Genomic DNA, 12,272 nt, shown 5'->3' on the forward strand with positions numbered 1-12,272 from the left:
ATACAACTTATCGTATATTGCAATAATGAATAGCTATTTCTGAAGCTAATTTGGCATTATTGAATACTAAATTAATATTTGCCTCTAAACTATCGCCACCGGTTAACTCAACCACTTTCGCTAATAAAAATGGTGTAGTTTCTTTACCCTTAATACCTTGTGCCACCGATTCTTGTAATGCTTTTTCAATTGCTGCCGAAATTACTGCTTCATCCATCGCATCCTGTTTTGGAATAGGATTAGCCACTACAACTCCACCATTTAACCCTAGATTCCATTTTATTTTAATCATTTCAGCTATTTGTTGTGCAGTGTCTAATTTCACACTTACATCATACGGACTTGTTCGACTGAAAAAAGAAGGTAATTTTTCAGTTTGATAACCAACAACAGGCACACCGAATGTTTCCAAATATTCCATGGTTAAGCCTAAATCTAAAATCGATTTAGCCCCAGCACAGACAACAGCAACACTAGTTTTTGCTAGCTCTTGTAGATCAGCTGAAATATCAAAGGTATGCTCAGCACCTCGATGTACTCCTCCCAATCCTCCGGTGGCAAATACACGAATACCTGCTAACTCTGCAATAATCATAGTTGCCGCAACAGTTGTGGCCCCATTTTGCTTATTTGCAACTATAACTGGCAAATCTCTACGACTGACTTTCGCAACATTTAGTCCTTGTTTTCCAAGAATAGTAATCTCTTCTTTGGATAAACCCGCTTTTAATCGCCCATTAATCACAGCAATTGTTGCTGGTATAGCCCCATTTTTTCGAATAATTTCCTCTACTTTTAATGCGGTCTCTAAATTTTGAGGGTAAGGCATACCGTGAGAAATAATCGTTGACTCTAAAGCAACTACTGGTTGGTTATTTTCTAAAGCTAGTTTAACTTCAGGAGAAATATCAAGATATTGTTTATAATTTTGTATATTGTTCATGAAAGAGACTCCAATAAATTTTGAACACAATTAATAGATAAATTAGGATTATTAGTAAATTCGGAAGCTAATGTTAATGATGAACAAGCTTGACTGAACCTAACACTTTCAGGAAAACTCATGTTCTCTAAGTAACAATGAGCAAGCCCAGCTAGCATTGCATCTCCAGCCCCTGTTACACTAATAATTTTTGTAGGAATAGATGCAGACCAACCATGATCTCCATCTATTTCACTATAATAAACACCCTTTGACCCACTACTTATAGCAATGCGTTTTATTCCTTGTTGGTGAAACCAATCAACAACTTTAGGAATATCTTTATTAGTATGAATTTCCATACCACTTAATATCTCAGCTTCAAGACGATTAGGTTTCAACGTATGAATATGGGATAACCAATTTTTAATTTTATGTGCTTTAAAGGCTGAGACAGTATCAACAAAGATTGGGACAGAACCTGCATTATTAAACAACCATGCGAGTGCTTCTGGTTGTATATTACAATCTATAATTAACAATTTTGCGTGTTGAATCATTTGTTTAGATTCATTCAGTAAGGGAGGTGTTAATTTATCAATGATATCCATATCATTAATAGCTATAACCATTTCACCTTTCTCATCCAGCAAAGAAACATAAGTTGAAGTACTATCACCTTTTACTATATGACAGTAATCCATGTTTACACCTGCTTTTCGTGTATGTTCAAGCAATTGCATTCCATAAAAATCATCACCAATCATTGAGATGAAATAAGGTTCTTGACCCAAAAGCGCTAAGTTTTCTGCTATATTACGCCCAACACCACCAGGAGTACTTTTAATCCTGCCTGGATTAGAATCTTCATAAACTAGTTTTTTATGCGAATAACCAGTAACATCCATGTTACTTGAACCGACAACAACAATATGATTATTTTCAGATAAAATATACCCTTTACCTTTAATATAACCTTTTTGAGTGAGTGTCATGATGTAACCCGCAACACTAGAACGCGTGATTCCCAACATATCTGCTATTGTATTTTGTTGAATTAATGGATTATTGCGAATAATGGATAGGATCTGCTTTTCTCGATGATTCATATAAACACCTGTTTATTTTTAAGCATATGTTTGCAAATAGACTATACCAGATGGTTATTAAACTTAAAAGCAAGGTAATAAAATAAACAAACGAAATGTGATAAAAATCACAATAAACCAATTGTTTTGAAAAGTATTAATTAAATTGAGATAATAGAATCATTAATTTATTCAGTTTGATAATTTACTCCAATTAATGATCTTCTTTGGCGTGATTTAAACTATATCTTGGAATTTCAACTTCAAGATCTTCATCTGTAACACGAGCTTGGCAACTTAAGCGACTTTGAGGTTCAACGCCCCATGCTTTATCGAGCATATCATCTTCTTGTTCATCGCTTTCTTCTAAAGAATCAAAACCTTTTCGAACAATACAATGGCAGGTTGAACAAGCACAGGACATTTCGCATGCATGTTCAATTTCAATATCATTGCGTAACGCAACCTCTAAAATAGATTCCCCTTCTTCGGCCTCAACAACTATCCCTTCAGGGCAAAGATCAGCATTAGGTAAAAAAGTAATTTTTGGCATAATAATCTCGTTAATTAGATATCATCAACCTTATGACCAGCTAACGCATGACGGATAGATCGATCCATTCGTTTGGCAGCAAATTCCTGAGTGACGTTATCAACAATTTTAATTTGTCTTTCAATTTCGTAACTATTGTTCGCTTGACTCGCAGCCTCTAACTGATGCTTAGCAACTAAAATCTGATTCAGTTGTTGTTCATTTAATAAATCAACATCTTTATCTAAGGCACTTTGCAAACTTTCTAGGACTCTAGCTGCTTCAACTTTTTGTTCGGCTAGCATTCTAGATTGTTTATCTTGTTCAGCATAATTTATTGAATCTTGAATCATACTAGCAATTTCAGTATCAGTCAGCCCATAAGATGGTTTAACTTGAATTGCCGCTTCAACACCTGTCGATTTTTCCATAGCAGTAACACTCAATAAACCATCAGCATCAACTTGAAATGTAACTCTAATATGAGCTGCACCAGCAGGCATAGGGGGTATTCTGTGCAAAGTAAATTTAGCCAATGATCGGCAATCCGCAACACTTTCTCGTTCACCTTGTAAAACATGGATTAACATAGCAGTTTGACCATCTTTAAATGTTGTAAACTCTTGAGCTCTAGCACATGGAATAGTACTATTACGAGGAATAATTTTTTCAACCAATTCCCCCATAGTTTCAATCCCTAAAGATAATGGAATTACATCAAGTAATAACATATCAGAATCAGGTTTATTACCGACCAAAATATCTGCTTGTATGGCGGCACCAATTGCAACCACTTTATCTGGATCGATAGAAGTAAGAGGCTCAGTTTTGAAATAATTTCCTACTAGCTGGCGAACTAACGGTACTCGGGTAGAGCCACCAACCATAACAACTCCCTCTACTTCATGAATATTAATATCGGCATCTTTTAGAGCTCGTCTACACACAGCTAAAGTTTTTTTCACCAATGACTCAATTAGCTTTTCGAATTGTTTTCGAGTGATTACCAATGATTGATCATCAAGAGTAAATACAACTGATTCTTGATGACTTAAGGCAATTTTTGCACTAACTGCTTGGTTAATGATTGTCTGTTTAAGAATAGGATCGGTATCATCAATACCTAATTCTGATTTTATGTAATCTACAAGCAACCGATCAAAGTCATCACCACCAAGTGCAGAATCACCACTCGTTGCTAAAACTTCAAATACACCTTTACGCAAACGCAGAATAGAAATATCAAATGTACCTCCACCCAGATCATAAACTGCAATTACCCCTTCTTTGCCAGAATCTAAACCATAAGCAATAGCGGCTGCCGTTGGTTCATTTAAAAGACGTAACACATGTAGTCCAGCCAATTTAGCGGCATCCTTAGTTGCTTGCCTTTGAGCATCATCAAAATAAGCAGGAACAGTAATCACTGCACCATCAATTTCACCGGTTAACGCCTCTTTAGCTCGGTTAACTAGTGACAGTAAAATTTCTGAGGAAACTTGTACCGGATTAACTTGACCATTAGGTAAATTAAGCACAGGTACACCATTTTCACTTTGTGAAAATGAATAAGGAAACTGGGATAGATCAAGATCAGATAAACTTCTACCCATGAGTCGTTTAATTGAACTAACAGTATTTTGTGGATCTTTAGCTGAATTAATTTTGGCATTTTTTCCAACTGTCACAATAAGATTATCATCATGATCGTATCCATAATGCACAACTGAAGGTAACAATGGTTCCCCTTCTAAGTCAGCTAATACTTCGCTTTGTCCACTGCGTACAGTGGCAACTAATGAATTAGTTGTTCCAAGATCAATGCCTATTGCTAAACGACGTTGATGAGGAGCTGGAGTTAGTCCTGGTTCACTGATCTGCAAAAGTACCATGTAATATATCTCTAATTGACATTTATTTATCTCAGATTATAACGCAAACTGCTTTTCTTGTATTTTTTCAATTTGTTCAATCACTCTGTTGAGATAACGAATTTTATAGATGTGATTAAGTGCTACATTCCAATCTTGCTCTTTTATATTTTGCAATAATTGATCATAAACATTTTTTCTACGTTCAACAATTTTAGTATGAAAATCGTCTAATAAATCAAAATCATTTCGATTTTCTATATCATCTAGCTTTTCACGTAAAGAAAATTGCTCCATTAAAAAATCAGCATCATGAATAATATTCTGTTCTGTGGAAACATTAAAACCTCGTAGAGATAAAAAATATTCTGCCGCTGTAATGGGATTTTTTAATATTTTATATGCATCATTAATCATTGCCGATTTCTGAATGATTAAGACTTTTTCATCATCGTTTACGGCAGCAAAATTATCTGGGTGGTACTGTCTTTGTAATTGCTGATAATAATTGGTCAGTAGTGTAACATCAACAGGTAACTGGATAGGCAATTCAAATAGCTCAAAGTAATTAGTCATGATAATGGCCCCAACTAAACATTAAAGCTTTCGCCACAACCACATTCATTTTGTGCATTGGGATTATTAAATTTAAAACCTTCGTTTAACCCTTCCTTAATAAAATCAAGCTCAGTTCCATCAATGTATACTAAACTTTTTTTATCAACGATCACTTTGACGTTTTTATCTTCAAATACACTATCATCATCATTAATGGTATCGGCAAACTCTAAAACATAAGCCATACCAGAACAACCAGATGTCTTAACACCTAATCGAAGACCAACTCCTTTACCTCGATTGGCTAAAAAGGATTGAACACGATTAGCTGCACTACTGGTTAAGGTAATTGCCATCAACGTTGTCCTTTTTTGGTTTTATAATCTTCAATTGCGGCTTTAATTGCATCTTCAGCCAAAAGTGAACAGTGAATTTTGACTGGTGGTAAAGCAAGTTCTTTGGCAATATCAGTATTTTTTATAGCTTCGGCTTCATCTAGCGATTTACCTTTTATCCATTCAGTTACCAGCGAACTCGATGCAATTGCACTACCACATCCATAAGTCTTAAACTTGGCATCTTCAATAATACCATCATCATTCACTTTGATTTGTAAGCGCATAACATCACCACACGCTGGCGCACCCACCATACCACTACCCACATTAGGATCATTTTGATCAAAAGAACCTACATTACGAGGATTTTCATAATGATCGACAACTTTTTCACTATACGCCATAATTTGCTCCTAATTTTAATGTGCAGACCATTTGATTTTGGTTAGATCAACGCCTTGTTTAAACATTTCCCAAATCGGGGATAAATCTCTTAATTTATCTATAGAATTTTTAATCAGTTTAATAACATAATCAACTTCTTCTTCAGTACTAAAACGACCAAAGGAAAAACGAATTGAACTATGAGCCAATTCATCATTAAGCCCTAATGCCCGTAAAACATAAGAAGGTTCTAAACTAGCGGATGTACAAGCCGATCCTGATGACACAGCCAAATCTTTTAACGCCATCATCAAAGATTCACCTTCAATATAAGCAAAGCTAATATTAATAATATTTGGCGCACTATGCTCCAAAGAACCATTAAGATAAACTTCTTCGATATCTTTTAAACCATTCCATAAGCGTTTTTTCAAAGCCAATAACCGTGGCATTTCTGTTGCCATTTCTTCTTTAGCAATGCGATAAGCTTCACCCATACCTACAATTTGATGAACAGGTAAAGTACCAGAACGCATACCTCTTTCATGACCACCACCATGCATTTGAGCTTCAATACGTACTCGAGGTTTACGCCTTACATAAAGACCACCAATACCTTTGGGGCCATAGATTTTATGACCTGAAAATGACATTAAATCAACTTTTAATTTGGTAAGATCAATCGGTAATTTACCGACACTTTGGGTTGCATCAACATGGAAAACGATCTTTCTTTCCCGACACATTTCACCTATTTTTTCGATATCTTGTACCACTCCGGTTTCATTATTAACATGCATAATTGATACCACTGTTGTATCTGGGCGCATTACAGCTGCTAATTTATCGAGATCGATTATACCGTTTGATTCTGGTGCTAAATAAGTTACTTCATATCCTTCACGCTCTAGTTGACGGCAAGTATCTAATACAGCTTTATGTTCTGTTTTACAGGTAATAATATGCTTACCCTTTGCTTGGTTAAAATGAGCAGATCCTTTGATGGCAAGATTATCAGCTTCAGTTGCACCTGAAGTAAACACAATTTCTCGCGAATCCGCGCCAATAAGATCAGCAATCTGGTTACGTGCAATATCAACAGCTTCTTCTGCTTGCCAGCCAAATTTATGTGAACGAGAGGCTGGATTACCAAAAATTCCATCTGGAGTTAGATAATGCATCATTTTTTCGGCAACTCTGGGATCAACAGGTGTAGTCGCTGCATAATCCATATAAATAGGTAGTTTCATTAATTGCTCCAAATTAAAACTTTATATTCTTCTTTTATTAATTAACTCTAACGCGCTGTATATTGGTTTGTCTATCAGCAACCGCTTTAACTTCTTTATTATTAACTAATTCACTTAAAGTAATGCTGGTTAAAAAATCATCTATACGGTCGCTTAGATCATTCCATAGAGAATGGGTTAAACATTTAACACCGCCTTGGCAACCCGTTTCACCATTACATTTTGTTGCATGTACATTTTCATTTACTGCTTTAACAATAGAACTAATGGCAATTTTATCCATACTTCGACTGAGTACATAACCACCACCTGGTCCCCTTACACTCATTACTAAGCCATTTTTCCGTAATCGCGCAAACAATTGTTCAAGATAAGAGAGAGAGATTTCCTGACGTACTGAAATATCAGCAAGTGATACTGGACCTGAGTTAGAATGCAATGCAACATCTAGCATTGCAGTTACTGCGTATCGCCCTTTTGATGTTAACTTCATTAATCATATCCCTCAATTATTAATTGCTTAATATTGTATATATCCTCTTAGTTTAGTCAAGTATTTAGTTGAGTATTTTAGTAGGAATTATACTTTAGTTCTTCATCGACGAGTAATAGCATAATATGCTAATCTAATGAACTAATTTGATACAGGAGTTTAAGGATGAAGTTAGTATTACGTTATTGCTTGATAATAGGACTATTATTTGTTTCAAATAGTATTTTAGCAAGTAATTCACAACAAGATCTACGGGTAAATTATCAAAAATGGCTTAACTCATATCAATCAATGAATTTTGACGAACAACAAACATTATTTAATTCCTTACAGAGTTACTCATTGTATCCTTATGTAGCCGTTCAGTTTTTTCAAAAAAACCTGACAACAATTCCACCTCAACAGGTAAGCAATTTTGTTAAAGAATATAATGAGTTCCCTCTAACACCATCGCTTATTCAAGCTTACTTAACAGAATTAACCAATCGCCAAGATTGGGATTCAATTATTACTTTTCCTAAGGACAACTCCATAGTATCAACTTGTCGATATCACTATGCATCATTACAGCAAGGTAATAATGAATCTGCTTTTAATGCTATCGACGAATTATGGAGAATGGGTAAAGAACTGCCTTCAGCATGTGATCCATTATTAGATGCATGGGCGAAAGCAGGTAAACGGACAGCTAGTTTGATATTACGGCGTACTGAACTCGCTATTGAAACAAATAATTTAAGGCTAGCTCGTCATTTAACTAATTTGTTGGAATCGGACTACAAAACCACCAAAGCTAATTTGTTAGCTCTATTAGATAATCCTCGAAAATTAGCTGATTTTTCGAAGAATATAACCCCTAGCCCATTTACCAAACAAGTTGTTTTAGCATCGTTTCCTCGTTTAGTTAAAGCTGATATGAATCTAGCTGCCTCCTTATTGCCACAATTAATTAAACAGCAAGCATTAAATGAAACTGAACAAAGTTTATTACAAAAAAGTTTGGCCAATAGTTACTTTAATGATGCTGCAACTAATGATCAAATTAAATGGCGCGATGAATATATTGCTAAAAGTCATGATACAGCATTAGTTGAAAAACGCATTCGTTTGGCAATTAGCGAAAACAATTATACGGATATCAGTTATTGGTTGACACAACTACTTCCTGAAGCAAAGACAAAAGAAGATTGGCAATATTGGCATGCACAAGTGTTAATCAAAAATAATAAAAAAAATGAAGCTAATGCTATTTTACAAACACTAACAAATAACCGTGGTTTTTATGGTATGGTCAGTGCTCAGCAACTGAACAAAACCTATGCTGTTAATAACCAATCAACTAATATTTCAAAAACAGAATTCGCCAGCTTAAAAGACAAATATGACAACAAACCAGTTATACAAAGAATTGCTGAATTACGATATTGGAACATGTTAACTGAATCAAATCGTGAATGGCGATATATGTTAAATAATCATACGTCTAGCAATGAATACTTAAACTTGGCCAAGTATGCTTACCAAAAAGGTTGGGGAGATCTTAGCATTCAAGCAACAATTGTCGGCAAGTTATGGAATAATTGGACTGAACGTTTACCAATTATGTATAATGATTTCTATACACAAGCATTAAACGATAAAGCAATTCCTTTATCTTATGCGTTAGCCATTTCTCGGCAAGAAAGTGCATTTGACACTACGGTACAATCACCTGTTGGTGCTAGTGGTTTAATGCAATTGATGCCTGCTACAGCAAAGGAAATAGCTAAAAAAGTAAGCTCTGTGACTTATTATTCACCGACACAATTGTTTGACCCTCAAGTAAACATACAATTAGGTACCTATTTTCTAAATAACTTATACCTACAAAATGATGATAATCGTATTCTAGCTTCTGCTGCATATAATGCTGGACCAAATCGAGTAAAACGTTGGCTTAATAATAGTAATGGTCAGCTTGACGTTATCGCTTTTATTGATAGCATTCCTTTTACAGAAACACGTAATTATGTCAAAAATGTACTGGTCTACGCTTATATTTATCAAATAATTTTAGGGCAATCAAACACTAATATTCTTACTACAAATGAATTTAAACGACAATATTAATGGTATTTACAATGAAAACTGAACAATGGCAACAAACAATAGCAATTTTACACCAGGCATTTAATGATGGTTATGCAATTGATATGTTAAAACTGCTCATGACAGCTGACGAAAGAGACGCTTTAATCACTCGTGTAAAAATTATTCACTCATTACTTGACGGGTCAATTAATCAGCGCCAACTTAAAGAACAACTAGGAATAGGTATAGCAACAGTAACCCGGGGTTCTAATAGTTTAAAAGAAGCTTCTCCTGAATTTAAAACATGGTTAGAACAGACTTTATTAAAATTGGATAATTAATATATATTGTATTTATGACTATAGAATATGATGAATATTAATTTCATCTTCTGTTACTACAGGTACACAATAATCACATTCCATACATTGAACATCTTTAACAGATTCGACAGTCTCATCATGCCTGTTATAATGAATTTCAATTATACTACCTATCCGTAAACGAACCTTCAAAGCTGGCATTGCAGCTAGGTGTACCTGAGAAATAAAATCTTTAAAATTGTCTAGTGAACCAATATATTTAAAACACAAATATAACCCGCCTTCGCTGGTGATTTCTTCAATGTATTCAAGGTCATTATTGTGATCTAAAGCTATTGTATAAAGTAATTCTTGTTCATTAGCATTATCATTACTTTTTAAAATTCGGCTAAAAGCATAAATCTTATCGGGTAATTGTTCTTTTTTATTAGAATATCGTGATAAATAATTATGAAAAAACTGAACTCTTAAATTATTTTCTTCATCTAACAATCTACTTAAATTACAATTATTTTTATAAGTAATTCCCCAAAACCTCTGTTTTGGCATATCAACAAAAGTAGGTTCTGGTAATGCAAGATGGTTTTTATGTAAATCAATTGCTGGTGTTAATCCGGTAGGGTCCCAAAACTCAGCCCGCCTATAACTAGCAGGGGTTTCATTAAACTGTTTTTTAAAAGATCGTGTAAACGTTTGTTGGGAATCGAAACGATATTGCATGGCTATATCTAAAATGGGTTTACTAGTCATGCGCAAAGAAAGCGCTGCATAAGTTAAACGTCGGTGACGAATATAGGTACCTAATACTTGACCAGTTACTTCTTTAAACATTCGTTGCAAATGCCATTTCGAATAACCTGATTTTTGCGCAACATTATCGATAGATAACGGCTGCTCCAGATTTTTCTCAATCCAAACGATAAGATCTGAAATAATACTAACTTGATTCATAAAACCCCATCATGCAATGAACTGAAAAACATCTTGCGATTATGACTTAATCGCTGTAATAAGCAAGAATAAAATAAAAAATATTTTTTAGTAATAAGAGTGACTTCCTGCTTGATGTTCCGTAACATCTTTAACACCTGCAAGCTCAGGGAACTCAGCTAATAATTGCTTTTCGATTCCTTCTTTCAAGGTATAATCTACCATTGAACAACCATTACAGCCACCCCCAAATTGTAACACTACATAATTATCTTCTGTCAATTCAACCAAACTAACATGACCGCCATGACTTGCTAACTGCGGATTTACTTGTGCTTGAATTACATAATTAACACGCTCTATTAAAGGTGCATCATCAGCAACTTTTTTCATTTTTGAATTTGGTGCTTTTAATGTTAACTGAGAACCTAGCTCATCAGTAACATAGTCAATTACTGTTTCCTCTAGAAATGGTGCACTAATCTCATCAATATAGACTGAAAAGCCAGATGATTGTTTTTCCTCCATATCATTATCTTCAATAGTATCAGCTGGGCAGTATGAAACACCACATTCAGCGCTCGGTGTACCCGGGTTAATGACAAATACGCGAATTTGTGTACCATCCGGTTGATTAGCAAGTAATTTTTTAAAATGCTGTTGAGCTGATTCAGAAATGGTAATAATAGACATAAGCCCCTCACTTTGACACAATTGGTATTAATAATACCACTCATCATTTATAATAATAGTTGACTAACTTTCTTGGTTATTATAGGGTCTGTTTAAGATTTTACAATACTGTGCGACATAAACAAATAATTTGTACCCTGATTGCTCCACAATTCTTTAATTGCTTACTAATAGCATTAATAGTATTACCAGATGTAACAATGTCATCAATAAGCATAACTGATTTATTAAGCAAATTTTGTTTACAACTAAAAAGTTTCTCAACATTCAATGCCCGTCGTTCTAGCGATAAATTCTTCTGATCAACAGCTTGATGCTTCCGAGCTAATAGATAAGGTGCAAAATCTCGATTTAACCATTTAGCTATTGGTTTAGCTAGTAATTGAGCTTGATTGAATCCCCGTGACCAATAGCGAATGTGATGTAACGGCACACATGTTACCAAATCTGGCTTATCAATACCCAAAGATTGTCTTCTTTGATACCATGCTAAAAACATTAGTCTGGCTAGAGCCATATTTACTTCAATTCTCTGATTAAATTTAAAATGATGAATTAACTTTTTTAATGGATGAATATAATCAGAAACAGCAACAAGCTCATCCCAATAAGGCTTTTCTTCACGACAACGATAACAAATATCAGTTGCCAGAGAATGAGGTAAACCACACTGATAACATACTTTATCCAACTTAGGTAAGTTTTTTATACATTGATTACAAATACCATGATTAGGTAAGTATAATGGCATATTACATAACATACAGCGCATAAATTATTAACATCCGTTAATCATCTTAAATAAATTCAACTATAATAT

The 12,272-nt window shown here is 34.5% G+C and carries 14 protein-coding genes; 2 read left to right on the plus strand and 12 right to left on the minus strand.

Going from position 1 to position 12,272, the window contains the following annotated elements; translation table 11 throughout:
• Nucleotides 1–7: 7 nt before the first annotated feature.
• The 9 genes from A9G12_RS11430 to iscR form a co-directional block, all read right to left on the minus strand.
• Entirely contained in the window at nt 8–943 is a 936-nt protein-coding gene (locus tag A9G12_RS11430; RefSeq protein ID WP_065565958.1) for a pseudouridine-5'-phosphate glycosidase, read from the minus strand.
• Complete coding sequence (locus A9G12_RS11435) at nt 940–2,031, minus strand: PfkB family carbohydrate kinase (RefSeq protein WP_065565959.1); 1,092 nt, start codon at nt 2,029–2,031, stop codon at nt 940–942. Before A9G12_RS11435 ends, A9G12_RS11430 begins: the two co-directional genes overlap by 4 nt.
• A 193-nt stretch (nt 2,032–2,224) precedes the next feature.
• Complete coding sequence (gene fdx, locus A9G12_RS11440; protein ID WP_065565960.1) at nt 2,225–2,563, minus strand: ISC system 2Fe-2S type ferredoxin; 339 nt, start codon at nt 2,561–2,563, stop codon at nt 2,225–2,227.
• A gap of 14 nt (nt 2,564–2,577) precedes the next feature.
• Nucleotides 2,578–4,434, minus strand: coding sequence for a Fe-S protein assembly chaperone HscA (gene hscA / locus A9G12_RS11445; RefSeq protein WP_065565961.1), 1,857 nt, complete (start codon nt 4,432–4,434; stop codon nt 2,578–2,580).
• A gap of 36 nt (nt 4,435–4,470) precedes the next feature.
• Complete coding sequence (gene hscB / locus A9G12_RS11450) at nt 4,471–4,989, minus strand: Fe-S protein assembly co-chaperone HscB (protein WP_065565962.1); 519 nt, start codon at nt 4,987–4,989, stop codon at nt 4,471–4,473.
• 14 nt (nt 4,990–5,003) lie between these two features.
• Nucleotides 5,004–5,327, minus strand: a complete 324-nt coding sequence (iscA, locus tag A9G12_RS11455) for an iron-sulfur cluster assembly protein IscA (protein ID WP_065565963.1) — start codon at nt 5,325–5,327, stop codon at nt 5,004–5,006.
• Nucleotides 5,327–5,713, minus strand: a complete 387-nt coding sequence (gene iscU, locus A9G12_RS11460) for a Fe-S cluster assembly scaffold IscU (RefSeq protein WP_065565964.1) — start codon at nt 5,711–5,713, stop codon at nt 5,327–5,329. Before iscU ends, iscA begins: the two co-directional genes overlap by 1 nt.
• A gap of 15 nt (nt 5,714–5,728) precedes the next feature.
• Nucleotides 5,729–6,943 (minus strand): IscS subfamily cysteine desulfurase, encoded by a 1,215-nt coding sequence (locus A9G12_RS11465; RefSeq protein ID WP_065565965.1) that lies wholly within the window; start codon nt 6,941–6,943, stop codon nt 5,729–5,731.
• A gap of 37 nt (nt 6,944–6,980) precedes the next feature.
• Nucleotides 6,981–7,436 carry a Fe-S cluster assembly transcriptional regulator IscR gene (iscR, locus tag A9G12_RS11470; RefSeq protein ID WP_065565966.1) on the minus strand — a complete coding sequence of 152 codons (456 nt, stop codon included), beginning with the start codon at nt 7,434–7,436 and terminating at the stop codon, nt 6,981–6,983.
• 165 nt (nt 7,437–7,601) lie between these two features.
• Here iscR and sltY point away from each other — a divergent pair, with 165 nt between their 5' ends.
• Entirely contained in the window at nt 7,602–9,545 is a 1,944-nt protein-coding gene (gene sltY, locus A9G12_RS11475; protein ID WP_065565967.1) for a murein transglycosylase, read from the plus strand.
• Nucleotides 9,546–9,556: 11 nt separating this feature from the next.
• Complete coding sequence (trpR, locus tag A9G12_RS11480) at nt 9,557–9,847, plus strand: trp operon repressor (RefSeq protein ID WP_218056642.1); 291 nt, start codon at nt 9,557–9,559, stop codon at nt 9,845–9,847.
• A gap of 18 nt (nt 9,848–9,865) precedes the next feature.
• On the opposite strand, the gene robA is transcribed toward trpR, so the two are convergent.
• The 3 genes from robA to A9G12_RS11495 form a co-directional block, all read right to left on the minus strand.
• Nucleotides 9,866–10,780 carry an MDR efflux pump AcrAB transcriptional activator RobA gene (gene robA / locus A9G12_RS11485; RefSeq protein WP_065565969.1) on the minus strand — a complete coding sequence of 305 codons (915 nt, stop codon included), beginning with the start codon at nt 10,778–10,780 and terminating at the stop codon, nt 9,866–9,868.
• A gap of 87 nt (nt 10,781–10,867) precedes the next feature.
• Nucleotides 10,868–11,452 (minus strand): Fe-S biogenesis protein NfuA, encoded by a 585-nt coding sequence (nfuA, locus tag A9G12_RS11490; protein ID WP_304362721.1) that lies wholly within the window; start codon nt 11,450–11,452, stop codon nt 10,868–10,870.
• Between the two features lie 100 nt (nt 11,453–11,552).
• Nucleotides 11,553–12,203: a phosphoribosyltransferase family protein gene (locus A9G12_RS11495; protein ID WP_176701765.1), complete on the minus strand. Its 651-nt coding sequence runs from the start codon at nt 12,201–12,203 to the stop codon at nt 11,553–11,555.
• Nucleotides 12,204–12,272 lie beyond the last annotated feature (69 nt).

It is taken from the genome of Gilliamella sp. wkB112, assembly GCF_001690685.1.
Classification (GTDB): domain Bacteria; phylum Pseudomonadota; class Gammaproteobacteria; order Enterobacterales; family Orbaceae; genus Gilliamella; species Gilliamella apicola_J.